Source organism: Pseudomonas sp. NPDC086251 (genome assembly GCF_044746405.1).
Lineage (GTDB): Bacteria > Pseudomonadota > Gammaproteobacteria > Pseudomonadales > Pseudomonadaceae > Aquipseudomonas.
Genome location: NZ_JBIVBY010000039.1, coordinates 14,648 through 38,117, shown reverse-complemented (window position 1 = coordinate 38,117; position 23,470 = coordinate 14,648). Strand labels below are relative to the sequence as shown.

Below are 23,470 nucleotides of genomic sequence, written 5' to 3'. Positions count from 1 at the left end.
GCTAACCAGTTTCACCTTTGTGGGACTGCTCGCACTCGCCGGTTGTTCATTCCCCGGGGTTTACAAAATCGACATCCAGCAGGGCAATGTCGTCACGCAGGACATGATAGACCAGTTACGCCCGGGAATGACCCGTAAGCAAGTAAGGTTTATCATGGGCAACCCTCTGTTGACTGACACGTTCCATGCCGATCGCTGGGATTATCTGTACAGCCTGCAACCCGGTGGCGGTGAACGCCAACAGGAACGCATTAGCGTTATCTTCAACCCAAATGACCAGCTTGTCAGCCTCTCTGGTGACTTCATGCCCGGCGTGAGCCGTGATGAAGCCATTCTCGGCAAGGACAGCGGCACAACAGTGACCGAACCTACCGAAAACGCCGAGAAGCCGAAACCGGAAAAACCGGTCAAGCCAGGTTCATTGCTGGACCAGATCCAGAAGGACGTCGACGGCGTAGAAACCGTTCCGGTCCCGAGTCCAGAACCGCTGGAAACCTCACCGCAATAATTTGCGACGCAATAAAAAACCCGGCATGCCCGGGTTTTTTATTGCCTGGTGTTTCAACCAGTCACTGATTCCGCGCTTTGGCCTCGGCAGCCTTGGCGGCGCGTTGCCGGCGAACCTCTTTCGGATCAACCAGCAACGGCCGGTAAATCTCGATACGATCCCCTGCCTGCACCAGACGACTGTCCGGATCGACGATGACCTTGCCGAAGATCCCGACGGGACAGTTGACCAGATCCAACTCCGGAAATGCCTGGTCGATACCTGACTTCAGCAACGCCGTGCGCACGGTCGCCCCTTCCGGCACCGTCACGGACAGGAGCTCCTGACGATCAACAGCGGCGTACACCACCTCGACCTCGATCACGGCCTCAACCATGTATCTGTTTGGCGCGCTGGCAGAACGCATCCACCAGCGTATTGGCCGCCTGATTAAACAACGGCCCCAAGGTTGCGCGAATAATCGGCCCGGCGTAATCGAACGACAGGTCCAGGCTGATTTTGCAGGCCTTGTCGGTCAATGCCTTGAACACCCAGATGCCATGCAGCTGAGTGAACGGACCTTCCTCGAGATTCATCTCGATCGATTGCCCGGGAACCAGGGTGTTGCGCGTGACGAAATGCTGGCTGAGCCCGCCCTTCGCCACGCCAACGCTGGCGCGCATGTGCTCGGCAGAACTTTCCAGGACTTCAGCCGAAGAGCACCACGGCAGGAATTCCGGATAGCGTGCCACGTCGTTGACCAGGTCATACAGCGCTTGTGCCGGATACGGCAGCAAGGCAGATCGTTGAATGTGTGTCGTCATGTCAGCGTCACTTCCACAGCTGGGTGGCAAACACTACGAGAATGCCAATGGGCGCCACATAGCGCATCAAAAACAGGGACAGGGCGAATAACAGCGGGCTGCGGATCGACAACTCGTCGCGAACCGTTTCACGGCCCATCACCCAGCCAGCAAACACCACGAAACAAAAACCACCGAGCGGCAACATAATCCGCGAGGTGAAGAAGTCCACCAAACCAAAGAAATGCAGGCCACCGGATGCGCCCCATTGATAGAGATGGAACACTCCGCCTTCGTTCACGAAAAACTTGGCTTCCTTCCAGATATTGAAAGAAAACACCGTACCCAGGCCGATAAACCAGCATGAGAATGCCAGCCAGAAAGTAACCCAGGCACGACTGACTTTTGTCCGCTCAACCAGATAAGCCACCATCGGCTCGAGCAAGGAAATCGCCGAACTCCAGGCCGCAATCGCCACCAATATAAAGAACACCACGCCCATCAGTTGGCCGAACGCCACGCTACCAAAAGCAAATGGCAGGGTGACAAACATCAGGCCAGGGCCTTCGCTCGGGTCCAGGCCAGCAGCGAACACAATCGGAAACAATGCCAGTCCGGCCACCAACGAAACAAACGTATCGAGCAGCGCTACACCGACAACAGTGCTGGATATTGACGAGTGCTTCGGCATGTAAGCGCCGTAGATCATGATCGAACCGACACCCACGCTCAGGGAAAAAAACGCGTGCCCCATGGCCGGCAGCAAACCCTCGAGGACCTTTTCCGGGCGAAAGTCGAACATGAAATGCACGCCTTCCATGAAATGGCCGGTGGTCATGCTGTAGCCCAGCAACACCAGGATCATCACAAACAGCAGCGGCATCATGATCCGCAAGCTGCGTTCAAGGCCGGCAACGACCCCCTTGGCGATCACGATGGCAGACAGCAGCATAAAAATCGTGTGCCACAGTATCTGGCGCCATGGATCGGCGATCACATTACCAAAGTACGCGTTAATCTGGTCAGCCGGCATACCCTGGAAGTCACCGCGGCCCATGTCGATGATGTAATCCAGCGACCAGCCGCCCACCACACTATAGAAAGACAGGATCAGCAACGCCGTGATCATCCCGGCGAATGCGCCCCAGGACCACTTGCCCGAATGCCCCGCCTCCAGCGCCAGCACCTTCAAGGCGTTGGCCGGGCTTTGCCGGGCCCGACGGCCGATCAGGGTTTCAGCCAACATCACCGGCACACCGATCAGCGCGATACACACCAGGAACATCAGCACAAAGGCGCCGCCGCCATAAACGCCGACCATGTACGGGAATTTCCAGATGCTACCCAGCCCCACGGCCGAACCGGTCGCGGCGAGTATGAAGACCCAGCGGCTAGCCCAACTACCGTGGACTGAAACCTTGTCCGTCGACATCGTTATCACGCCCAAGCGTTGAAAAAAGAGGGCGCATTGTCCGGGATTCAATCAACCTGCTCAAGCACGTAGCGAGACCGTAGCCGACTCGCGTGCAACTCCCTATAATGCCGCCCCTATGGCTAAACAGAAGAAACACCCAACAGGGACCATCGCGCAGAATAAAAAGGCGCGACACGATTACTTCATCGAGCATAAGTTCGAGGCTGGTCTGGTCCTGGCCGGCTGGGAAGTAAAAAGTCTGCGGGCAAGCAAGCTGCAACTGGTTGACAGTTACGTACTGCTCAAGGATGGCGAAGCCTGGTTGCTCGGCAGCCACATTACGCCGCTGATGACCGCCAGCACGCACGTCATCGCAGATCCGACCCGCACTCGAAAATTGCTGCTCAACCGGCGCGAGCTGGAAAAGCTGGCGACTGCCGTGCAGCAAAAAGGTTACGCCTGCGTATGCCTGTCCTGGTACTGGAGCAAGCACATGGTCAAGTGCGAGATCGCTCTGGGCAAGGGCAAGAAGGAATACGACAAGCGCGATACCGAGCGCGAACGCGATGCCGGTCGCGAGTTGCAACGTGCGGTGCGCAACAAGGGCAAGGAAGATTAATCTTCCACCTTGAGATCGCTTTCGCGGGCAAGCCTCGCTCCTACAGTCCACGCGCCCCTGTAGGAGCGAGGCTTGCCCGCGAATGTTTCACCGCAACCCCACCTGACTACATCCCCTTGCGCCGCTCCGCCCGGGCCATGCGCTGCACTTCCTGACGCACTTCTTCCAGCACTTCCTGCACATACAAAATGTGGCGACTGGAGACTTCCCGCGCCTGCTCCGCTCTTCCCTCGATAATCGCCAGGTACAGCTCCCGGTGCTGCGTGATCAGCATGTCGCGGGTTTCGGTGCGCTGTTTGTACATCCCGCCAATGTTGGTCACGACGTTGCGCTTGAGCAGGTCGAACAACCCGCGAATCGTGTGCAGCAACACAGCGTTATGACTGGCTTCGGCGATCGCCAAGTGGAATTTCGCGTCGGCCGCGCCTTCTTCGGCCCGACTCACTTCATCGTGACGCGAATAGCAGTCCTGCAATTCATCGAACGCCGCCGTCAGCCGCTCGCGGTCAACATCAGTGGCACGCAACGCCGCGTAGTAAGCGCACGACGCTTCGAGCGTGTGGCGAAATTCCAGCAGATCGCGCTGAGCCTCAGGATTGCTTTCCAGCAGATGCAGCAGCGGATCGCTAAAGGTCGAACCCAGCGACTCCACCACATAATTGCCACCGCCCTGGCGACTGACCAGCAACCCCTTGGCCGCCAGCTTCTGGATCGCCTCGCGCAACGAAGGGCGTGACACGCCGAACTGCTCGGCCAACGCACGCTCGGCCGGCAAACGCTCGCCAGACTTCAAAGTGCCCTCGAGGATCATCCCCTCAAGCCGCTCGACAATATCGTCAGACAAACGGCGCTGACGAATTTGATCAAACCCCATAACTCAATTCTCCACGATCCCGACGGCTCGCCGGGCTCTCTATTCTGGCCTATCGGCGCTGTGCCAGCACCTACCAGACGGCACTTGATCGAGCGGATCACACGCACATCACAGCGCTTATTCGACAAAAGTTTAAGGGCGGCAAATTGACACACCGCCTACAACGCTTTTACCCTAGCCAACAGCGATTGTAAATTGGTATTACCAATTATCCAAGAACGCTGACCAGTGCCTGACCAACAACAATTAGGGGCCACCCCATATGCAAACCTGGCAACAGCTCTATACCCCGCTCGGCAGCCTCGGCGTTTCTGCGCTCGCCGCCGTTATCCCCATCGTGTTCTTCTTCCTCGCGTTGGCCGTGTTCCGGCTCAAAGGGCACGTGGCCGGCAGCATTACGCTGGCCTTGTCGATTGCCGTGGCAATCTTCGCGTTCCAGATGCCGGTCGACATGGCATTCGCCGCCGCCGGGTACGGTTTCGCCTACGGCTTGTGGCCGATTGCCTGGATCATCGTGGCAGCGGTTTTCCTCTACAAACTGACGGTCAAGAGTGGTCAGTTCGAAGTGATCCGCAGCTCTGTGCTGTCGATCACCGACGATCAGCGTTTGCAGGTTCTGCTGATCGGCTTCTGCTTCGGTGCATTCCTGGAAGGTGCCGCCGGTTTCGGTGCGCCGGTAGCGATTACCGCCGCATTGCTGGTAGGACTGGGCTTCAACCCGCTGTACGCCGCCGGCCTGTGCCTGATCGCCAACACCGCGCCAGTGGCTTTCGGTGCCTTGGGCATTCCGATCATTGTCGCCGGCCAAGTGACCGGAATCGACGCGTTCAAGATCGGCGCCATGACCGGCCGCCAACTGCCGCTGCTGTCGCTGTTCGTGCCGTTCTGGCTGGTGTTCATGATGGACGGCCTGCGCGGCGTTCGGGAGACCTGGCCTGCCGCACTGGTTGCCGGCTTGAGCTTTGCCGTCACCCAGTACTTCACTTCGAACTTCATTGGCCCGGAACTGCCGGACATCACCTCGGCCCTGGCCAGCCTGATTTCCCTGACGCTGTTCCTGAAGGTCTGGCAGCCGAAACGCGCCGCCGGCCAGCACATCGTTGGCGCCGTCTCGGCGTCGGTAGTAACCGCCAGCGCCGGCGGTTTCGGTCAGCCGCGCACAACCGTGGCTTCGCCTTACAGCCTCGGTGAAATTTTCAAGGCCTGGTCGCCGTTCCTGATCCTCACCGTGCTGGTCACCATCTGGACCCTGAAACCGTTCAAGGCGATGTTCGCCGCTGGCGGTTCGATGTACAGCTGGGTGTTCAACTTCGCGATTCCGCACCTGGATCAGATGGTGATCAAGGTCGCACCGATCGTCACCGCACCGACCGCCATTCCAGCGGTGTTCAAACTCGACCCGATTTCCGCGACCGGCACGGCGATTTTCTTCTCCGCGCTGATCTCGATGCTGGTGCTGAAGATCAATATCAGAACTGGTCTGACCACTTTGCGAGAAACCTTCTACGAGCTGCGCTGGCCGATTCTGTCCATCGGCATGGTGTTGGCTTTCGCGTTCGTCACCAACTACTCGGGCATGTCCTCGACCATGGCCCTGGTCTTGGCCGGTACCGGTGCAGCCTTCCCGTTCTTCTCGCCGTTCCTTGGCTGGCTGGGCGTGTTCCTGACCGGTTCCGATACCTCGTCCAACGCGCTGTTCAGTTCGTTGCAAGCGACCACCGCGCACCAGATCGGTGTCAGCGATGTGCTGTTGGTAGCGGCGAATACCAGTGGCGGCGTGACCGGCAAGATGATCTCGCCACAATCGATCGCCGTGGCTTGCGCCGCGACCGGCCTGGTGGGCAAGGAATCGGATCTGTTCCGCTTCACCCTCAAGCACAGCCTGTTCTTTGCAACGATCGTCGGCTTGATCACCTACATCCAGGCCTACTGGCTCACCGGCATGCTGGTGCACTAAAGCCTACAAGCGGCATCGAAAAAACCGACGCCGGACCACGATTCCGGCGTCAGCTATTCACAACCCGGTCTGTAAGGCTGCTGAAAGCTTCCCTCTCTATATTCAGCAGCCTCAGCGGACGGATAACCGGGACCACCCGGAGACACGCCTGATGAGCGAGCTTTTTTACAACGCTGTGCCGAACGCGACCCGCGTCGCCCCGCCACTGCCCGAGCCTCGGCAATACCCCAGCGAAAAACCGTCACGGGTTTACCTGTTCGGCACCTGCGTGATCGATCTGTTCTACCCGGAGGCCGGGATGGACGCGATCCACCTGCTGGAGCGCGAAGGCATCCGTGTCGAGTACCCGCAAGGGCAAAGCTGCTGTGGGCAACCGGCCTACACCTCGGGTTATACCGAGCAGGCCCGGACCGTGGCGCGCTCGCAGTTGGCGCTATTCGCCGGGGATTATCCGGTGGTGGTGCCGTCGGGATCGTGTGCCGGGATGTTGCGCGAACATTACGCCGACTTGTTCAAGGACGAGCCGCAGACGCTGAAGCAAGTCCAGGCGCTGGCCGCCCGGACGTATGAATTGGCCGAGTTCCTGTTGTTCGTCTGCAAGGTGCAGCTCAAGGACAGCGGCGAGCCCGTCAAAGTGGCGCTGCATACGTCGTGCTCGGCACGCCGCGAGATGAACACCCACCTGCACGGTCGCGAGTTATTGTCGCAATTGAGCAACGTGGAACGGGTCGACCACAGCCACGAAAGTGAATGCTGTGGCTTTGGTGGGACATTCAGCGTCCGTATGCCAGACATTTCCGGCGCGATGGTGGCTGACAAGACCCGCTCGTTGAAGGAATCCGGCGCTCACACGGTACTCAGTGCCGATTGCGGTTGCCTGATGAACATCAACGGCTCGCTGGAGAAACAGCAGGAAACGCTACGCGGCCAACACCTGGCCAGTTTCCTCTGGCAGCGCACCGGAGGTGTTCAATGAACGCTTCCGCGATCATTCCTACGGTTGCCGTGGAAGAAGATTTTCGCACCCGGGCTCACAAGGCTTTGGATGACAAGCAACTGCGAAACAACTTTCGCACTGCGATGGATTCACTGATGACAAAACGGGCAGCGTCCTTCAGCGATGCCCATGAAAGAGAACATTTGCGAGCGCTGGGCAATGCTGTCCGCGCCCGTGCGTTATCCAAGTTGCCCGACCTGCTCGAGCAGCTTGAACAGAACCTGACCCGCAACGGTGTGACAGTGCACTGGGCGGAAACGGTGGACGAGGCCAATGGCATCGTCCTCTCGATCATCCGCGCTCACGAGGGGCGGCAAGTGATCAAGGGCAAATCGATGGTCAGCGAAGAGATGGAGATGAACCACTTCCTCGCTGATCAAGGCATTGAATGCCTGGAATCGGACATGGGCGAGTACATCGTCCAGCTCGACCACGAGAAGCCTTCACACATTATTATGCCGGCAATCCACAAGAATGCCGGTCAGGTCGCGTCCTTGTTCCACGACAAACTTGGCGTGGAATACACCAAGGACGTTGACCAACTCATTCAGATCGGCCGCAAAGTCTTGCGGCAGAAATTCTTCGAAGCGGACATCGGCGTCTCCGGCGTCAACTTCGCCGTGGCCGAAACCGGCACCTTGCTGTTGGTGGAAAACGAAGGCAACGGACGCATGACGACCACCGTGCCACCGGTGCACATCGCCGTCACCGGCATCGAAAAAGTCGTGGAAAACCTGCGCGACGTGGTGCCGCTGCTGTCGCTGCTGACCCGCTCGGCCCTCGGCCAGCCCATCACCACCTACGTCAACATGATCTCCGGCCCGCGCAAAGAGCATGAACTCGACGGCCCGCAGGAAGTGCACCTGGTACTGCTCGACAACGGTCGCAGCCAGGCCTTCGCCGACAGCGAATTGCGCCAGACCCTGAACTGCATCCGCTGCGGCGCCTGTATGAATCACTGCCCGGTCTACACTCGAATCGGCGGCCACGCCTATGGGGAGGTTTACCCCGGGCCTATCGGAAAAATCATCACCCCGCACATGGTCGGCCTGGCGAAAGTCCCGGACCATCCGAGCGCGTCGTCGCTGTGCGGTGCTTGCGGTGAAGTCTGCCCGGTAAAAATTCCTATCCCCGCACTGCTGCGCCGCCTACGGGAAGAGAACGTCAAAGCGCCGGACAGTGCGCATCAAGTCATGCGCGGTCAGGGCAGTAAGTATTCGCGCAAGGAACGTTTTATCTGGAACGCCTGGGCCAAACTCAACAGCTCGCCGACGCTGTATCGTCTGTTCGGATTCTTCGCCACGCGCCTGCGCGCCCTCGCACCGAGTAATGTCGGCCCGTGGACGCAAAACCACAGCGCACCGAAACCCGCTGCCCGCTCACTGCATGACATGGCCCGCGAGCATCTGGCCAAACAGGGAGATCGTTGATGAGCGCCAAGCAAAATATCCTCGGTAAATTGCGCAGTAGCCTGACCGGCACGACCCCGGTGCCTGACGAGTTCGACGTTGAACTGGTGACCCAGCCTTACACCTACGCGCCCGAGCAACGCATCCCGCAATTGCGCAAACTGATGGAAGCGGTGCACACCGAAATCCATCTGGCGTTCGGCGAAGGTTGGCCCGAGTTGCTGGCGCAGCTGCTGCACGATCGTCAGTTGCCGAGCCTGCTGATCGCACCGACGACGCCTCATGGTCAGCGTGTCACTCAGCACTGGGCGAAAAATCCTGGGCTGCCTACGCTTAAAACCTACGACCGTCCGGTTGAAGAATGGAAAGCCGAATTATTCAACGACACCCCGGCCAGCCTGACCACGACGCTCGGTGCTATTGCTGCCACGGGCAGTCTGATTCTCTGGCCGACGCGGGAAGAACCGCGCCTGATGAGCCTGGTGCCACCGGTGCATTTCGCCCTGCTCAAGGCCAGTGAGATTCGCGACAACTTCTATCAGGTGCAGCAGGAATTCGAGTGGGCCCAAGGCATGCCGACCAACGCCTTGCTGGTGTCTGGCCCGTCGAAAACCGCCGACATCGAGCAAGTCCTGGCGTACGGCGCCCACGGTCCGAAAGACCTGGTGGTTTTGATCCTGGAGGACCAATGACTCTACCAACGGCATTCCTGCGAGATGCACAGCAACTGATCCCGCAAGCGCGACGTTTCGACGACCCGCTGTCGACATTGGCCTTCGGTACCGACGCCAGTTTCTATCGGCTGATTCCGAAGCTGGTCATCCGCGTGGAGTCGGAAGATGAAGTGGTGGCGCTGCTCAAACTGGCGCAACGGGATCGCGTCCCGGTGACCTTCCGCGCCGCCGGCACCAGCCTCTCCGGTCAGGCCATCAGTGATTCAGTGCTGATCGTGCTTGGGGATAACTGGAACGGTCGCGAGATTCGCGGCCAAGGCATGCAAATCCGTCTGCAACCGGGGGTCATCGGCGCGCAAGCCAACGCGTGGCTGGCACCGTTCGGACGCAAGATCGGTCCGGACCCGGCCTCGATCAACGCCTGCAAAATCGGCGGCATCGTCGCCAACAATGCCAGCGGCATGTGCTGCGGCACGGCGCAAAATACCTATCACACACTGGCGGGTATTCGTCTGGTGCTGGCCGATGGCAGTCGCGTCGATACCGAAGATGCTGCCAGTGTTGCGGCGTTTCGTGAGAGTCATTCCGAACTGCTGGATCGTCTGGCGACGCTGGGTCGCGAGACCCGCGCCAATGCCGAACTGGCCGCGAGAATCCGCCACAAATACCGTCTGAAAAATACCACCGGTCTGTCGCTCAATGCGCTGGTGGATTTCGACGAGCCTGTGGATATCTTGAGCCACTTGCTGGTGGGTTCCGAAGGCACGCTTGGCTTCATCAGCGCGGTGACCTACGACACAGTAATCGACCACCCGAACAAGGCGTCGGTACTGATCGTGTTCCCTGATGTGGAAACCTGCTGTAACGCGGTCACCGTACTGAAAAGCCAACCGGTCTCCGCCGTGGAGTTGCTGGACCGTCGCAGCCTGCGCTCGGTGCAGGACAAACCCGGCATGCCGGCTTTCGTACAACACTTGTCGAACAATGCTTGCGCGCTGCTGATTGAATCCCGCGCCGCATCGTCCACTTTGCTCCACGAACAACTGGCGCAGATCATGGCGTCGTTGACCTCGTTCCCCGTGGAGAAACAAGTCGACTTCACCGAAGACCCGGTAGAAAACGCCCGGCTCTGGGCAATCCGCAAGGACACCTTTCCCGCCGTTGGCGCCGTGCGCAAAACCGGCACCACCGTGATCATCGAAGACGTGACCTTCCCGGTGGAACAACTGGCGATCGGCGTGAACCGCCTGATCGAGCTGTTCGACAAACATCACTACGACGAAGCGATCCTTTTCGGACACGCCCTGGAAGGCAATCTGCACTTCGTCTTCACCCAAGGCTTCAACAACCCGGAAGAAGTCGCACGCTATCAGGCGTTCATGGACGACGTGGCGCAGCTGGTTGCGGTGGAATTCGGTGGCTCGTTGAAAGCCGAACACGGCACCGGGCGCAACATGGCGCCCTTCGTCGAGCTGGAATGGGGCAGCGATGCCTACCAGTTGATGTGGCAACTCAAACGCCTGCTCGATCCCAACGGCATTCTCAATCCGGACGTGGTGCTCAGCGAGGATCCGCAGATCCACCTCAAGCACTTGAAACCACTGCCGGCTGCCGACGAGATTGTGGATAAGTGCATTGAGTGCGGTTTCTGCGAACCGGTTTGCCCGTCGAAAGGCCTGACCCTGAGCCCGCGCCAGCGCATCGTGATCTGGCGTGATATCCAGGCGAAGAAACGCGCGGGCGTCGACACCTCTGAACTGGAAGCCGCTTACGAATACCAGGGCATCGACACTTGCGCGGCCACCGGTCTCTGCGCCCAACGCTGCCCTGTAGGCATTAATACCGGCGAGCTGGTGAAAAAACTTCGCAGCCGTAAGGCGACTCATACGAAAACCGCCAACTGGCTGGAAGGCAATTTCGCCACTGCGCTGCAAGGCGCGCGCTTCACTCTGCACGTGGCCAACGGTGCACGGATGCTGTTGGGCGCGCCACGGCTGGCGAAGCTTTCGGCGACGCTGACGAAGTTGTCCAAAGGTCAGGTCCCGCAATGGACCAACGCCATGCCGCAGCCGGAAAAAGCCATTCGCTTCAGCCCGACCGTGTCGGACGCACGCCCTCGGGTGGTGTACCTGGCGGCATGCGTCTCGCGGGTGATGGGCCCTGCGGCCGGTGATAAAGAGCAAATGTCGTTGTACGACAAAACCCGTGGGCTGCTGGAAAAGGCCGGTTACCAGGTGGTCTTCCCCGACAATCAGGACAGCCTCTGCTGTGGCCAGCCATTCGCCTCCAAGGGCTACGCCGAACAGGCCGAACACAAGCGCCAGGAACTGATTGGCGCGTTGCTGCACGCCAGTCGTGGCGGGCTCGACCCGATCTATTGCGACACCAGCCCGTGCACGTTGCGGCTGGTCCAGGACCTGGGCGATGTTCGACTGGACGTATATGACCCGGTGCGTTTCATCCGCACGCATTTGATGGATCGACTCGACTTCACGCCGCAGGAAGCACCGATTGCGGTGCACGTGACCTGTAGCACTCAACACCTTGGCGAGAGCCAGGCGTTGATCGACCTGGCGCGCAAGTGCAGTAAAAAAGTGGTCATCCCTGAAGGCATCCATTGCTGCGGATTTGCCGGTGACAAGGGCTTCACCACGCCGGAGCTGAACGCGCACTCGCTGCGTTCGCTCAAGGACGCAGTGCAGCAGTGCAGCGAAGGGATTTCCACCAGCCGCACCTGTGAGATCGGCCTGACGCAGCACGGCGGAATTGATTATCACGGACTAGTCTATTTGGTGGATCGGGTAACGCAGGCAAGGGTTATGCAATAAAAATAGAACCCTGATGCGCTGCCGTAGTCCACTCATTAAGCCCGGATAAACCGGGCTTAACCCAAACTCGGCAGCCCGTCCTGATGGCCAGCCATGCCTGGACCCTCAGTTCAAGGAGATACACATGAAACGTTCTGTACTGTTAGGTCTGTTCGTTACTGCCTCGCTGATGGCGTCCACCTCGTTTGCCGCCGAAGACCTCTGTGCGGTCAACTTGAAAACTATCGAAAATGCCAAGGCACAGATCCCTCCAGAGATGACTGAACAGGTAATGGACAGCGTCGAGAAAGCCAAAGCCGATCAAGCAAAAGGCACCAAGAAAGGGACTGATGATTGCATCGCCGAGACCACCCAAACTATTCAGTCCATTCAGAAGACAAGTGACGGCGGCAAACAATAGTTCCAGCTACGATCGCGCACAGCGCGCAGGCTTGTTGCTCGCTACGATTCCACAGAGCAACAGGCCTGGTGGCCGCTCAGGATTCCCTTCTTAGTGCCATTGCGCCTATCACATAGTTTTTTCATAGCCCTTCTCTGAAAACCGAATTCCTGCGCCTCGGCGTGGTCTTTTAAGTAGGCCCGATCAATCGTGGCTTGTTTTTCGACCTCGGCCGAGCCGCCCGATCATACGGCAGCACCGAGACCATCAGCACAAGGAGTTATCCATGAAACGTACCGCACTCGCGGGTTTGTTCATGTCTGCTGCAATGTTGGCCTCTCCCGTATTTGCTGCGGACAACGACCTTTGTACGAGCAAACTGCAAGAGCTCAAAGCCAAAGTGACTGCAATGCCGGCGACCTCCGACAACACCACGATGGAGATCAAAAGACTGCTGGCCAGCGCCGAAGCATCAAAAGCCGCCGGGGACGACAAAAAATGCGCCACCGAGGCCACCCAGGCGTTGTCGATGACACACTGAACAACAACCCAACCCATAATCGCTCGAGGTCAACCTTCAGGTTGGCCTTCTGGGCCGCGTTGTCGTACACTGCACAGGCTTGTTGCTCACTTTGATTCACGAGCAATGAGTTCGGGGCCGTTTAGGATTCGACGCCGGTTGCGAAACTTTAGGTGCATGCCGAGTTGGTAACAGAACTCGTAAATCCACTGTTGCAACTACTTATAGTTGCCAATGACGATAACTACGGCCAGGAATTCGCTATCGCTGCGTAAGCAGCCTTAGACCCTGAGCTTCTGGTGCCTTCGGGCCCAGCAATCACTAGGGGATGTCTGTAAACCCGAAGTGATTGTCATATAGAACAGAATCGCCGTGCAGTACGTTGTGGACGAAGCGGCTAAAACTTACACAACTCGCCCAAAGCACCCTGCCCTTCGGGTCGCTGAGGGTTAACTTAATAGAAACGGCTACGCATGTAGTACCGACAGCGGAGTACTGGCGGACGGGGGTTCAAATCCCCCCGGCTCCACCAAATACGAAGCAAAGCAAAACCCGCCAAGTGCGGGTTTTGTTGCATCTGGGGTATGACAATCCATCGCCCACCGCTACCCCTGTGGGAGCGGGCTTGCCCGCGAAGAGGCCAGCCAGATCCCCTCAAGTCACTCTGCCCGCCCGGAGAAGCCCATGCGCCAAGCCCTCCTCATCATCGACGTGCAACCCAGCTTCACCCCACCGCAATGGCTCATCGACGGTATCCGGAAACTCATCGGCACCCTGCCCAGCGTCGCCACCGTCGAACGCCACGACGAATCCATAACCCCGTTTCAGGAACAACTAGGCTGGCACCCGGCACCGGACGACGACAGCCTGATCCCGGCCGATCGCATTTTCATCAAGCACGGCTACGCGCCTTCACCTGAAACCATCGAGTACCTGAAAAGCCTGAAGGTCGATCGCGTTTTGGTGTGTGGTCTTCAAACGGAGACGTGCTGCCTGGCGGCTGGTTTTTCGCTGTTCGATGCGGGGTTGCAGCCGACGTTGCTGACGGATTTGACGGTGGGGTCATCGCTGGACAGGAAGTTTGGGGGTGAAGCTTTGGGAGCATCATTTCAAGCACACCTTGAAATCGACTGAGTTGTGAGCGCCGCCTACACGTCCTAGGACGTTTCCCTCAAGTTGTGTCGATGTCCATGAACTATCGAGCAGCAGCTTGAGCAGATAACCTCCATTCGTGTTGCAACCCGGCGAACGGTTTTGACAGGCCGTAAAGCGTAGGGATCCACAGCCTTCCGGAGTTCTTCCATGAAAAAACCTCGCCTGTACTTAATCAAAAAACCACATCCTTCAGGATCGGACGCCCACGATCCGACCACCATCCAACCTCACGTCAGTGCTCGCCTGCGCCACCCGAGACAGTCGGATCCAACGCGCAATATTTTCACCGTTAACCCGGACGTCGACGCGCCCACCCTGCTCACTAACGCCAGCCAAAACCTGGCCATGCTGAAGGTCATGTCTACCGATCTGACCGCCAAGCTCGAAGGTCGGCATCGCAACGTGGCTGTGGCGATGCATCGGTTGGCCGTTTTGGCAGAGATGTTGGTCAATCAAGCGCTGGAAAACATCGGTTCGCCCGGATCCAGGGGTAAACCGACCGGACACTGAGTGATCGCGCTCGTTGCGCCAATGGACAATCACAACAAAAGGGCACCTGACGAACATTGTGCGACGCAAGCTTCAAAGTTGCTCAGTGCAAACAAAACGGCTGTTCGTCCCGGATGAGTTGCTTGAGTTCACCCTTACGACCAGAATCCCAACCCATCGGATACCTACTGACAAGGAGGCTAACTATGCAAAACTTCAGATCGTCCAGCCGCCTTGTCGGTATCGGCCTTTACACCCCAGCAGAGGCTTCGCTGTATACCGGAATTCCAACCACCGATATCCGCCGGTGGCTTTTCGGCTACACGACTCATGGCGTTCAACATCCAGGGCTTTGGAATTCGGAACTTGCAGGACTGGAAGAGTGCGTCCTTGGCTTTCATGATCTCCTGGAAATTCGATTCGTCCATGCCTTTCGACAGCACGGGGTCAGCCTTCAAGCGATCCGTAGCGCCTCGCAGCAAGCAAAAGAAATGTTTAATCAAGCGTACCCCTTTACCTGCAAGCGCTTTCAAACCGATGGCCGAAACATCTTTGCGACTGTTATGAATGAAACGGGGGATGAGGCTCTTCTGGATCTGATCAAACGGCAATATGCGTTTGAACAGGTCATCAAGCCTTCTTTGTATGAAGGCATCGACTACGCGGAATCGAATGGCGCTCAACGCTGGTATCCAGTGAAACGCAGCAAAGCCATTGTCCTGGATCCTTCCAGAAACTTCGGGAAGCCTATTCTCACCACCGTCGGAATCGATACGGCAGCCATTTTCAGCGCCTATCAAGCTGAAGGTAAAAACGCCAAGCGTGTAGCGCTGCTCTATGAGATCCCCACAGCCTCAGTTGAGGCTGCCATACGTTTTGAGCAGAGATTAGCGGCTTGAAGTTTCTACTGGACAACAACCTGCCACCCGCCTTGGCCCGTGCGTTGAATCAGCTGACTAAAGCTCAAGCCGAAGGGCATTCGGTACAACCCTTGAAAGAAAAATTCCCGCACGATACTGCGGATGTTGAGTGGATTTCAGTACTGAGTGATGAAGGCGGCTGGGCGGTCATTTCTCAAGACCGGTTCACCAAGGGTGATATCGAAAAGCGAGCTTTCCGCGAATGCGGACTGCCCATTTTCTGTTTGGCCAAGCATTGGGGGAACGAATCCTTTTGGAACAAAGCCCATAACTTGGTGCGGTGGTGGCCCGCAATCATGAGTCAAGCCGAGCTGATCCGAGGCGGAGCCGCCTTTCGCGTTCCGTGGAAATTTCCCGCCCACGGATAGTTTGATCAGATAAAAATCTAAAGCCCGGGCTCTACCGGGCTTTTTCATTTCAGCGATAAAGACGTCATCCCGAGCGCCTTCTACACTCACTTCGCACACACCCTCCAACCCCCCCCAACCGAGCCCCCATGACTACCCTCAAAGACCGCTTGAAGCAAGGCAAGGACGCCCGCAAGCACTGCTCCCGCAGTTCGCAGGCGTCCACGGGAAAAATAGTTCGCGACCCGCTGCCGCTGATCAAGGCCTCCAGCGAGGGTCGGATCAGGTCGTTGGTCGAGCTGCGCTACGGGCGCATGCTGGTGTCGCCCTTCACCTTTTATCGCGGCAATGCGTTGCTGCAAGCCCATGACCTGGCGGGCACGACGAACATGGGGCTGGTTTCGCCGATCTGCGGTGACAGTCACCTGATGAACTTCGGTGGGTTCGCCACGCCCGAGCGCAATCTGTTGTTCAGCGTCAACGATTTCGACGAAGCACATCCCGGCCCCTGGGAGTGGGATTTGAAACGGCTGGTGGCAAGTTGTCTGATTGCCGTACGCGACTTGCGTCATGGTGAGTCGGTTGAAGAAACGGTGTGTCGTCACGTGGTCGGCGCCTATCAACAGACGATGCTCGAGTGCGCCGAACAAAGCTCACTGGAGACCTGGTACGAATCCATCACTTACAACGATCTGCGGCAGCAGGCGAGCAAAACCAATCTGGAACACGTGGAACGCGCGATCGAAAAAGCCGAACGTCGCACTCATGCCGAACTGCTGCCGAAAATCAGTGAACGTGACGCGGAGCACCGCCTGATCATTCGCGACGACCTGCCGGAAATTTTCCATCTGCACAAAAACACCACACTGCTGGATGCCGATGATGACTGGCTGCGCCTCTCGGACTGGCGGCCGCTCTACGACGCGTTCATGCGCGACTACCCAGGCACGCTGCAAGCCGACCGCCGTGAGTTGTTGTCTCGCTTTCACGTTCAAGACATGGCATTCAAAGTGGTGGGTGTGGGCAGCGTCGGCACTCGGTGCCTGGTGGCGCTACTGACCGACGATCAGGATTTCCCTTTATTCCTGCAATTCAAGGAAGCGCGACGTTCGGTGCTCGCTGATTACGTAAAGACCAAATCCCGAGTTCGGCATAATGGCCAGCGCGTGGTCGATGGCCAGCGATTGATGCAATCGGCAAGCGACCTGTTCCTCGGCTGGACAACCGGCCCCAGCGGTCGGCACTTCTATGTGCGCCAGTTGCGCGACATGAAAGTCTCGGCCGAGCTCGAATCCTTCGACGCGGAGGCCTTCGCCGCCTACGGGCGGATCTGTGGCCGCGCCCTCGCCCGTGCGCATGCCAAATCGTCCGGGCACGCCGCGCAGATCAGCGGCTACATTGGCAAGAGCGATGCGCTGGCCGATGCACTGTTCAAGTACGCGCAAGGTTATTCGAAGCAGAATGAACAGGACTTCGAGCGATTCCAGCAGGCCTGCCGCAAGGGTCGCTTGCGGGCCCGTTCGGAGGCTGACTTTGCAGCAGACCACTTACCGTAGGCGCCTTGAGGTGCCGGGCGCGGTGGTCGTTCATCTACATGAACTTTTCTTCACCCCGCAACGCTTCAGACATCGGTACATTGCGCTCGCTCATTCAAGAAACTACGGTTTGCCCGCCCTCCCGCGGGCTTTTTTTTGCCCGCGCTTTGTCTCACCTCACGCAAATCACTCCCACCACCCCGTAGGGTGTACCATCGCCCCTGCCCAATTAGATATCAGTTGGCCATGCCCCCGCTAAGCGAGCCTGTGGCTTCTCTGGCGCACCGTGTTGGCCCCCCCGACGCCGACATTACAAGCATCGTCCCGGCGATTGCTTCCACCAGCATTTGAGCAAAAACCAAGGATAAGCAAACGATCATGAACGAGGCCATTTGCAAGAACGAGCAAGCGATGGCTACTGCCGCTCGTGAATTGTTCCTGCTCGGTCAGAAAACCGTCGAGGCGCGCGCCGTACTGGCGGCGCTGAACAAGGAAATCAGCGAAGCCAAGACCCAGCTCGCGGACGGTCAGCAGATCGAGCAACTGATCGAAGCCAATCAGCAGTTGGTCCTGGCGGTTCTATTGGCGCAGTCGGACGCGGAAAAACCCCAGCGCTCAGCCGAAGAACAACAGCGCTACCTGGAAATGCGCGAAACCAACGAACAATTGGTGCTGGCGGTCCTCAGCGCGCAACACCTGCAAGCCTCGGCCGAACACAGCCTGGCGCAACAACGCAACATCCTCACCTTGGTCGCCCACGAACTGCGCAATCCGCTGACGCCCATCAACCTGCTGGCCGGCCGCCTGGTGCGGGTGCCAAGTGAAGAGCTGCCGCGCATTCAGGCGCTGATCGAAAGCCAGGTGCAGCACATGTCGCGGCTGGTGGATGACTTGCTGGATGTCTCGCGCGCCAGCACCGGCAAACTGCGCCTGGATTGCCGCATCGTCGACATGGTGCAGATCATTCAGGAGGCCATCGTCGTGTGCAGCCCGTTGATGGCCGCCCAGCAGCTGAGTTTCAGCGCCGAGTTGCCCGAGTGCGCACTGGCGGTGAATGGCGATCCGGTGCGGCTTACGCAGATCCTCGGCAACCTGCTGGGCAATGCGGCCAAGTACACACCGGCCGGCGGCACGGTCAAGTTATCCGTCACCACCGAAGGCGACTTGCTGGAGATGAGCATTGGCGACAGCGGTATTGGTATTTCCGCCAAGGCGTTGCCGTTTATTTTCGAGCCGTTTGTGCAGGATGCACACGCGGTCGGCTTCAACGGCGCCGGCCTCGGCATTGGCCTGACGGTGGTTCGTGAGCTGGTCGAAGCCCATGGCGGCACGGTCATCGGTACGAGCGACGGTGACGGCGAAGGCAGTACCTTTATCGTGACCTTGCCACTGGCTGTTTGAGTTTTTCCGCTGCCTGAGCAACGCTTGCGTTCAACCTTGTATCCCGGAGCGCCCATGCCGCTGCTGACCCTGCGCTGCAAACGCCTGACGCTGGCCGTCCTCAGCCCCGAACAGGCTGCGCTTGAAAGTGACTTCTACCGGCGTAACCAGCGGCACCTCGCCCGGTGGTCCCCAGTGCGACCCGCCGATTACTTCAGCCCCGAACAAATCCGCCCACGCCTTGCCGTGCAAGCCAGTGCGTTTGAAGCGGGCCTGGCGGTGCACTTTGCGCTGCTGGATCCGGACAGCGGCCAGATGATCGGCGTCTGTAACTTCAGCGGTATCGTCCGCGGGGCGTTTCAGGCCTGTTATCTCGGCTATCACATTGACGAGTCCCATCAGGGACAGGGTTTGATGCAAGAGGCTCTGGAGACGGGAATTCGCTACATGTTCGAGCAGCAGAACCTGCACCGGATCATGGCCCATTACATTCCCGGGAATGATCGCAGTGCGCGATTGCTTGAACGACTGGGCTTCGAGCGCGAGGGGTATGCCAAGGCGTACTTGAGCATTGCCGGGCGCTGGCAGGATCATGTGCTGACGGCGCTGATCAATGATCGTTTTGAAACGCTGGAGCAGCGCTGGTCTCGGCCGCTTTACCAAGGTTGAGTCCGCGTTCAGTCGGGTTGACCGCGTTATCGTTCATCGCGAGCAGGCTCGCTCCCACACTTCATCTTGTCGCACACAAATCTGCGATCACTGGAGATCCAATGTGGGAGCGAGCCTGCTCGCGATGGCGATTTCCCAAGCAATAAAAAACCCGCAATTCCTATTCGGATTACGGGTTTCGCCCTTCAAAACCTGCCTCAATTGACCGGCTGAGACTGAACCACCAACACCGGTTCATCAGCCTTCTGCAACACCGGCAACTCCAGCCGCGCCCGCCCATAAAACGCCAACGCCGTGAGCAAACACGCCAGCCACACAAAGATCCCGGCCCAGAAGGTGTGGGACATGTAGTGCCAACCTTGCACAACCCGCGTTGTCCCGTAGACGAATCCAAGGCCCAGCGAGCCGTACATCAGCGCCTTGGAATAACGCCAGCGATAGCGACGCGCCACGAAATACAACGCCAGCATGGTAAAGCCGCCCGAGGCATGCCCGCCCGGCCAGCAGCGACCCTCACCCGCGACTTTCAGCAGGTCGAAATTCTCGTACCACTCCTTGTGCTCGATCTTGCCCCCGTACTGGGTCGTTTCGATCGGGCAATACACACTGGTGTGGCCCTTGAGGTAATGGATGACGCCGGTGCTGATGGAAAACGCGAACACCACATAAAGGAAATCCCGGCGGTGTTTGCTGGCGAACCGCAGCACCGGCGCGACTTTGATTTTTTCCAGGAATGCGATGATCTTCGAGTGCTTTTCAGCCTTCAAACGTGGCCAGAGAAACGACAGCAGCGCGCCGATGATCGCGATCTCGCCGGTCCAGTTCGGGATGATCCGCGCCCATTTATGGGTGATCTTTTCGAACAGATGCACATGGTCCAGCGGGAACGTCTGCGTGACCGGGTCAAAAAACAGATCGTTGAAGGCGATGTCGATTTTGGTCAGGTCGAACAGCAAGAAAACCACGACCGCGCAGGCCAGCGGAATACCAAAATTCACCCAGTAAAAGCGGTAGCGGGAAGCAGTCAGCATCGTGTGTCCTGATCCAGAGTGTGAAGTCATTGGCCGGTCACCGAGCGCCAGTCCGACGCTTCGATGAAACCAAGCATGCGCGGTACCTGCGGCGTTTCGGTGGAGATAAACAGCGAGGCACCATAACCCAGAGTCGAGGTCGGCAGCTTGAGGTCTTTTTCCAGTTGCGACATGCATTCGCTGTGGGTCACCAGAATCAGGTTGCGCCCGGCTACCTTGTGCGCCAGCGCGTCGCGCAGCATGGTGCCCTTGCAATTGATCAACCAGTCTTCGCCGACGCCGATCTTGTTGAACATGTAGCTGGCCGTCTGCGCGGTGCGCATCACCGGGCTGTTGTAGATATCGGCCTTGCTCAGCCCCAGTTGTTCGAACTGCGCGCCAACCTCCACCGCGACACTACGCGAGCGATCGGTAATGCCATCGTCGCCATTCAGGCAGGCAGCCTTGGAGTGATCGCAGCGTTCGACGTGGCGCACCAGCACGATCATGTCGCCCTTGGCCCAACCGGTCGCCAACGCGTGTGCACCGGCCACATTGCCATGGGCCAGGTCCGGAACCTGGGCAGGATTCAACAGCCAGACCGTCAGCGGAATGACCAACAGCGCCGAAGCCAGGACCACCACGGTATTGCGAAAACGGACAACCCGGCTCAGATCAATCGAGCGTTTTATCCCGAACAGACTCAGTCTCAATTCCACATCAGGCCGCCTCGCCGGCATGCATCACTGTCATTCGATGCCTCGAGGGTAGAGAGGTGGGCGTGGGCAGGTAGTGAAACGCTTGTGAAAAAAAGCTTAAAACCCGTGCAAAAACCTTGTTACAGGTCCGCCCACAAAAACCTTTCAGCTCTCGCAAAGACGGCCGATACAGTCCTGCTACACACCTTGCTGGCACCTAAAAACAACAATCTTCCAGCCAACCGACGATCAAGAAACACAACGTTCCTGGAGGAATTTCGATGAATAGCTGGTTCGGCAATATCAGCGTGAACCTTAAACTGGGCCTGGGGTTTGGCCTGGTCCTGGCACTGACCTGCGTCCTCGCCCTCACTGGCTGGACGAGCCTGGGCAGCTTGATTGACCGCAGCAACTGGATGAGCGACATCACCCAGCTCAATGCCGGCCTGACCAAGCTGCGGGTGGTTCGCCTGCAATACATGCTGACCAACGGCGACGAGACGGCCGCACAGAACGTACAGACCACCCTCGACGCGTTCTCCGCCCAGCAACAAGCCTTGCTGGCGAAATTCAAGAGCCCGGACAACCTCAAGCTGCTCAGAGAACAAGGCACCGTCATCGATGCCTACAAGACGTCGCTGAACAAAATGCGCAGCGCCTACCGCACCGGTAACAGCGCGCGCGACGTCATGGGCGCCAACGCCGAGACCGCCAACACGCTGATCAATGCCATCAACACCCGCGTGCAGCAAATGCCGCTGAGCGATCAGCGCTTCGAACAATTCCAGGCCATCACCGCCGCCAAGGAAGCGTTCTTGCTGGCCCGCTACGAAGTGCGCGGCTACACCGCCACTACCAACGCCGAGACCGAACAAAAAGCCGTCGGCCAACTGGACGCGGCCATTGCCAGCCTGAAACCCCTCAACGTGCATTTCGCCGACACCCAGAAAGACGCCTTGCGTCAGCTGGAAACCGCACTGGGCAACTACCGCAACGCCTTGCAGGCTTACAAAGCCGCCAGCAACGACGCCGTGCAGGCGCGCAAAGAAATGACCGACCAGGGCGCTGCCATCGTGTCCCTGAGCGATCAGCTGTATCAGATCCAGATCGACCGCCGCGACGCCGAAAGCGCCCAGGCCCGTACCCTGCAACTGATCAGCACCTTGCTGGCATTGTTGGTGGGCATCATTGCGGCCGTGATCATCACCCGCCAGATCACCGGCCCGTTGCGCGATACCCTGGCCGTGGTGGAGCGCATCGCCAGCGGCGACCTGTCCCATGACGTCAAGGTCACGCGCCGCGACGAACTCGGTGTGTTGCAGCAAGGCATCGCGCGCATGGGCGTGACCCTGCGCGACTTGATCAGCAGCATCCGCGACGGCGTGACCCAGATTGCCAGCGCTGCCGAAGAGCTGTCCGCCGTGACCGAGCAAACCAGTGCCGGGGTCAACAGCCAGAAGATCGAAACCGATCAGGTGGCCACCGCCATGCACGAGATGACGGCCACCGTGCAGGAAGTCGCACGCAACGCCGAACAGGCCTCCTTGGCCGCAGCCGCCGCTGATGGCGAAGCTCGCGAAGGCGACAAAGTGGTCAACGAAGCCATCGCCCAGATCGAACGCCTGGCCAGCGAAGTGGCGCGATCCACCGAAGCCATGAGTGTGCTGCAGCAGGAAAGCGACAAGATCGGCAGCGTCATGGACGTGATCAAAGCCGTGGCGGAACAGACCAACCTGCTGGCGCTCAACGCGGCGATCGAAGCAGCCCGTGCCGGTGAAGCCGGTCGCGGTTTTGCCGTGGTGGCCGATGAAGTCCGTGGCCTGGCCCAGCGCACGCAGAAATCCACCGAAGAAATCGAAGGCCTGGTGGCCGGCCTGCAGAACGGCACGCAACAAGTGTCGGCGGTGATGAACAACAGCCGAACCCTCACCGACAGCAGCGTCGCGCTGACCCGCAAGGCCGGTGTCTCACTGGAAAACATCACCCGCACGGTGTCCAACATCCAGTCGATGAACCAGCAGATCGCGGCCGCCGCCGAGCAGCAAAGCGCCGTGGCCGAAGAGATCAGCCGCAGCATCATCAACGTGCGCGACGTCTCTGAACAGACCGCCGCCGCCAGCGACGAAACCGCTGCGTCCAGTGTGGAACTCGCACGGTTGGGTAATCAGTTGCAGATGATGGTCAGCCACTTCCGGGTTTGACGTTCACTTTGCGGTGAATGAACGATCCATTCGCGGGCAAGCCTCGCTCCTACAGGTTCAATGAGTACCCTGTAGGAGCGAGGCTTGCCCGCGAAGGCTATCTAA

The 23,470-nt window shown here is 58.6% G+C and carries 22 protein-coding genes, 1 other RNA gene and 1 pseudogene; 18 read left to right on the top strand and 6 right to left on the bottom strand.

All coding sequences use genetic code 11. From position 1 onward, the window contains the following. The coding region (locus tag ACIPL2_RS30540) for an outer membrane protein assembly factor BamE (RefSeq protein ID WP_401363211.1) at positions 1-508 on the top strand (508 nt) is incomplete at its 5' end. A 61-nt stretch (positions 509-569) separates the two neighbouring features. On the opposite strand, the gene ACIPL2_RS30535 is transcribed toward ACIPL2_RS30540, so the two are convergent. The 3 genes from ACIPL2_RS30535 to ACIPL2_RS30525 are packed head-to-tail and all read right to left on the bottom strand — an operon-like array spanning position 570 to position 2,722. After that, positions 570-884, bottom strand: a complete 315-nt coding sequence (locus ACIPL2_RS30535; RefSeq protein ID WP_401363208.1) for an RnfH family protein — start codon at positions 882-884, stop codon at positions 570-572. Then, entirely contained in the window at positions 877-1,311 is a 435-nt protein-coding gene (locus ACIPL2_RS30530) for a type II toxin-antitoxin system RatA family toxin (RefSeq protein WP_401363205.1), read from the bottom strand. Before ACIPL2_RS30530 ends, ACIPL2_RS30535 begins: the two co-directional genes overlap by 8 nt. A 7-nt stretch (positions 1,312-1,318) precedes the next feature. After that, positions 1,319-2,722 carry a sodium-dependent transporter gene (locus ACIPL2_RS30525; RefSeq protein WP_401363203.1) on the bottom strand — a complete coding sequence of 468 codons (1,404 nt, stop codon included), beginning with the start codon at positions 2,720-2,722 and terminating at the stop codon, positions 1,319-1,321. Between the two features lie 118 nt (positions 2,723-2,840). Here ACIPL2_RS30525 and smpB point away from each other — a divergent pair, with 118 nt between their 5' ends. Continuing rightward, the gene (gene smpB / locus ACIPL2_RS30520) at positions 2,841-3,323 is read left to right on the top strand and encodes an SsrA-binding protein SmpB (RefSeq protein WP_008149046.1); all 483 of its coding nucleotides are present in this window, start codon (positions 2,841-2,843) and stop codon (positions 3,321-3,323) included. A 106-nt stretch (positions 3,324-3,429) separates the two neighbouring features. On the opposite strand, the gene ACIPL2_RS30515 is transcribed toward smpB, so the two are convergent. Next, positions 3,430-4,197, bottom strand: a complete 768-nt coding sequence (locus tag ACIPL2_RS30515) for an FCD domain-containing protein (protein ID WP_401363199.1) — start codon at positions 4,195-4,197, stop codon at positions 3,430-3,432. Positions 4,198-4,459: 262 nt separating this feature from the next. Between ACIPL2_RS30515 and ACIPL2_RS30510 the strand changes: the two genes are divergently transcribed. The 15 genes and pseudogenes from ACIPL2_RS30510 to rimJ all read left to right on the top strand — a co-directional run bounded on the left by ACIPL2_RS30510 (position 4,460) and on the right by rimJ (position 19,456). Beyond that, complete coding sequence (locus ACIPL2_RS30510) at positions 4,460-6,154, top strand: lactate permease LctP family transporter (protein ID WP_401363196.1); 1,695 nt, start codon at positions 4,460-4,462, stop codon at positions 6,152-6,154. A gap of 151 nt (positions 6,155-6,305) precedes the next feature. After that, positions 6,306-7,130: a (Fe-S)-binding protein gene (locus ACIPL2_RS30505; protein ID WP_401363193.1), complete on the top strand. Its 825-nt coding sequence runs from the start codon at positions 6,306-6,308 to the stop codon at positions 7,128-7,130. Beyond that, positions 7,127-8,581, top strand: coding sequence for a LutB/LldF family L-lactate oxidation iron-sulfur protein (locus tag ACIPL2_RS30500; RefSeq protein ID WP_401363191.1), 1,455 nt, complete (start codon positions 7,127-7,129; stop codon positions 8,579-8,581). The genes ACIPL2_RS30505 and ACIPL2_RS30500 overlap by 4 nt, the downstream gene beginning before the upstream one ends. Next, entirely contained in the window at positions 8,581-9,252 is a 672-nt protein-coding gene (locus ACIPL2_RS30495) for a lactate utilization protein C (RefSeq protein WP_401363188.1), read from the top strand. The genes ACIPL2_RS30500 and ACIPL2_RS30495 overlap by 1 nt, the downstream gene beginning before the upstream one ends. Continuing rightward, positions 9,249-12,062, top strand: coding sequence for an FAD-binding and (Fe-S)-binding domain-containing protein (locus tag ACIPL2_RS30490; protein WP_401363185.1), 2,814 nt, complete (start codon positions 9,249-9,251; stop codon positions 12,060-12,062). The genes ACIPL2_RS30495 and ACIPL2_RS30490 overlap by 4 nt, the downstream gene beginning before the upstream one ends. A gap of 124 nt (positions 12,063-12,186) precedes the next feature. Next, positions 12,187-12,462 (top strand): hypothetical protein, encoded by a 276-nt coding sequence (locus ACIPL2_RS30485; protein ID WP_401363183.1) that lies wholly within the window; start codon positions 12,187-12,189, stop codon positions 12,460-12,462. A gap of 265 nt (positions 12,463-12,727) precedes the next feature. Then, a complete protein-coding gene (locus ACIPL2_RS30480; RefSeq protein ID WP_401363180.1) occupies positions 12,728-12,982 on the top strand; it encodes a hypothetical protein in 255 nt (84 codons plus the stop codon). Between the two features lie 113 nt (positions 12,983-13,095). Next, positions 13,096-13,493, top strand: a transfer-messenger RNA (tmRNA) gene (gene ssrA, locus ACIPL2_RS30475). 152 nt (positions 13,494-13,645) lie between these two features. Beyond that, positions 13,646-14,102, top strand: a pseudogene (locus ACIPL2_RS30470) (cysteine hydrolase family protein). 161 nt (positions 14,103-14,263) lie between these two features. After that, a complete protein-coding gene (locus ACIPL2_RS30465) occupies positions 14,264-14,626 on the top strand; it encodes a DUF6124 family protein (RefSeq protein ID WP_401363177.1) in 363 nt (120 codons plus the stop codon). 185 nt (positions 14,627-14,811) lie between these two features. Then, entirely contained in the window at positions 14,812-15,504 is a 693-nt protein-coding gene (locus tag ACIPL2_RS30460) for a DUF433 domain-containing protein (protein ID WP_401363174.1), read from the top strand. Next, positions 15,501-15,893 carry a hypothetical protein gene (locus ACIPL2_RS30455; protein WP_401363171.1) on the top strand — a complete coding sequence of 131 codons (393 nt, stop codon included), beginning with the start codon at positions 15,501-15,503 and terminating at the stop codon, positions 15,891-15,893. The genes ACIPL2_RS30460 and ACIPL2_RS30455 overlap by 4 nt, the downstream gene beginning before the upstream one ends. Positions 15,894-16,021: 128 nt before the next feature. Further along, the gene (locus tag ACIPL2_RS30450; RefSeq protein ID WP_401363168.1) at positions 16,022-17,428 is read left to right on the top strand and encodes a DUF2252 domain-containing protein; all 1,407 of its coding nucleotides are present in this window, start codon (positions 16,022-16,024) and stop codon (positions 17,426-17,428) included. A gap of 357 nt (positions 17,429-17,785) precedes the next feature. Next, complete coding sequence (locus tag ACIPL2_RS30445; RefSeq protein WP_401363165.1) at positions 17,786-18,808, top strand: sensor histidine kinase; 1,023 nt, start codon at positions 17,786-17,788, stop codon at positions 18,806-18,808. Positions 18,809-18,862: 54 nt separating this feature from the next. Continuing rightward, a complete protein-coding gene (gene rimJ / locus ACIPL2_RS30440) occupies positions 18,863-19,456 on the top strand; it encodes a ribosomal protein S5-alanine N-acetyltransferase (protein ID WP_401363162.1) in 594 nt (197 codons plus the stop codon). Between the two features lie 197 nt (positions 19,457-19,653). Here rimJ and ACIPL2_RS30435 read toward each other — a convergent pair whose 3' ends face one another. Both ACIPL2_RS30435 and ACIPL2_RS30430 read right to left on the bottom strand, forming a co-directional pair. After that, positions 19,654-20,487, bottom strand: a complete 834-nt coding sequence (locus ACIPL2_RS30435) for a phosphatase PAP2 family protein (protein WP_401363160.1) — start codon at positions 20,485-20,487, stop codon at positions 19,654-19,656. A 26-nt stretch (positions 20,488-20,513) separates the two neighbouring features. Next, positions 20,514-21,185, bottom strand: coding sequence for a histidine phosphatase family protein (locus tag ACIPL2_RS30430; protein WP_401363157.1), 672 nt, complete (start codon positions 21,183-21,185; stop codon positions 20,514-20,516). Between the two features lie 260 nt (positions 21,186-21,445). Here ACIPL2_RS30430 and ACIPL2_RS30425 point away from each other — a divergent pair, with 260 nt between their 5' ends. Then, positions 21,446-23,365, top strand: coding sequence for a methyl-accepting chemotaxis protein (locus ACIPL2_RS30425; protein ID WP_401363154.1), 1,920 nt, complete (start codon positions 21,446-21,448; stop codon positions 23,363-23,365). Positions 23,366-23,470: the final 105 nt, after the last annotated feature.

What these genes read in the sequence shown, in the direction of transcription:
- ACIPL2_RS30495 (WP_401363188.1), top strand. Translation starts at nt 8,581, where the DNA reads ATGAGCGCCAAGCAAAATATCCTCGGTAAATTGCGCAGTAGCCTGACC.
- ACIPL2_RS30425 (WP_401363154.1), top strand. Translation starts at nt 21,446, where the DNA reads ATGAATAGCTGGTTCGGCAATATCAGCGTGAACCTTAAACTGGGCCTG.
- ACIPL2_RS30445 (WP_401363165.1), top strand. Translation starts at nt 17,786, where the DNA reads ATGAACGAGGCCATTTGCAAGAACGAGCAAGCGATGGCTACTGCCGCT.
- ACIPL2_RS30530 (WP_401363205.1), bottom strand. Translation starts at nt 1,311, where the DNA reads ATGACGACACACATTCAACGATCTGCCTTGCTGCCGTATCCGGCACAA.
- ACIPL2_RS30480 (WP_401363180.1), top strand. Translation starts at nt 12,728, where the DNA reads ATGAAACGTACCGCACTCGCGGGTTTGTTCATGTCTGCTGCAATGTTG.
- ACIPL2_RS30435 (WP_401363160.1), bottom strand. Translation starts at nt 20,487, where the DNA reads ATGCTGACTGCTTCCCGCTACCGCTTTTACTGGGTGAATTTTGGTATT.
- ACIPL2_RS30515 (WP_401363199.1), bottom strand. Translation starts at nt 4,197, where the DNA reads ATGGGGTTTGATCAAATTCGTCAGCGCCGTTTGTCTGACGATATTGTC.
- ACIPL2_RS30460 (WP_401363174.1), top strand. Translation starts at nt 14,812, where the DNA reads ATGCAAAACTTCAGATCGTCCAGCCGCCTTGTCGGTATCGGCCTTTAC.
- ACIPL2_RS30450 (WP_401363168.1), top strand. Translation starts at nt 16,022, where the DNA reads ATGACTACCCTCAAAGACCGCTTGAAGCAAGGCAAGGACGCCCGCAAG.
- ACIPL2_RS30510 (WP_401363196.1), top strand. Translation starts at nt 4,460, where the DNA reads ATGCAAACCTGGCAACAGCTCTATACCCCGCTCGGCAGCCTCGGCGTT.
- ACIPL2_RS30505 (WP_401363193.1), top strand. Translation starts at nt 6,306, where the DNA reads ATGAGCGAGCTTTTTTACAACGCTGTGCCGAACGCGACCCGCGTCGCC.
- ACIPL2_RS30485 (WP_401363183.1), top strand. Translation starts at nt 12,187, where the DNA reads ATGAAACGTTCTGTACTGTTAGGTCTGTTCGTTACTGCCTCGCTGATG.
- rimJ (WP_401363162.1), top strand. Translation starts at nt 18,863, where the DNA reads ATGCCGCTGCTGACCCTGCGCTGCAAACGCCTGACGCTGGCCGTCCTC.
- smpB (WP_008149046.1), top strand. Translation starts at nt 2,841, where the DNA reads ATGGCTAAACAGAAGAAACACCCAACAGGGACCATCGCGCAGAATAAA.
- ACIPL2_RS30525 (WP_401363203.1), bottom strand. Translation starts at nt 2,722, where the DNA reads ATGTCGACGGACAAGGTTTCAGTCCACGGTAGTTGGGCTAGCCGCTGG.
- ACIPL2_RS30490 (WP_401363185.1), top strand. Translation starts at nt 9,249, where the DNA reads ATGACTCTACCAACGGCATTCCTGCGAGATGCACAGCAACTGATCCCG.
- ACIPL2_RS30500 (WP_401363191.1), top strand. Translation starts at nt 7,127, where the DNA reads ATGAACGCTTCCGCGATCATTCCTACGGTTGCCGTGGAAGAAGATTTT.
- ACIPL2_RS30465 (WP_401363177.1), top strand. Translation starts at nt 14,264, where the DNA reads ATGAAAAAACCTCGCCTGTACTTAATCAAAAAACCACATCCTTCAGGA.
- ACIPL2_RS30535 (WP_401363208.1), bottom strand. Translation starts at nt 884, where the DNA reads ATGGTTGAGGCCGTGATCGAGGTCGAGGTGGTGTACGCCGCTGTTGAT.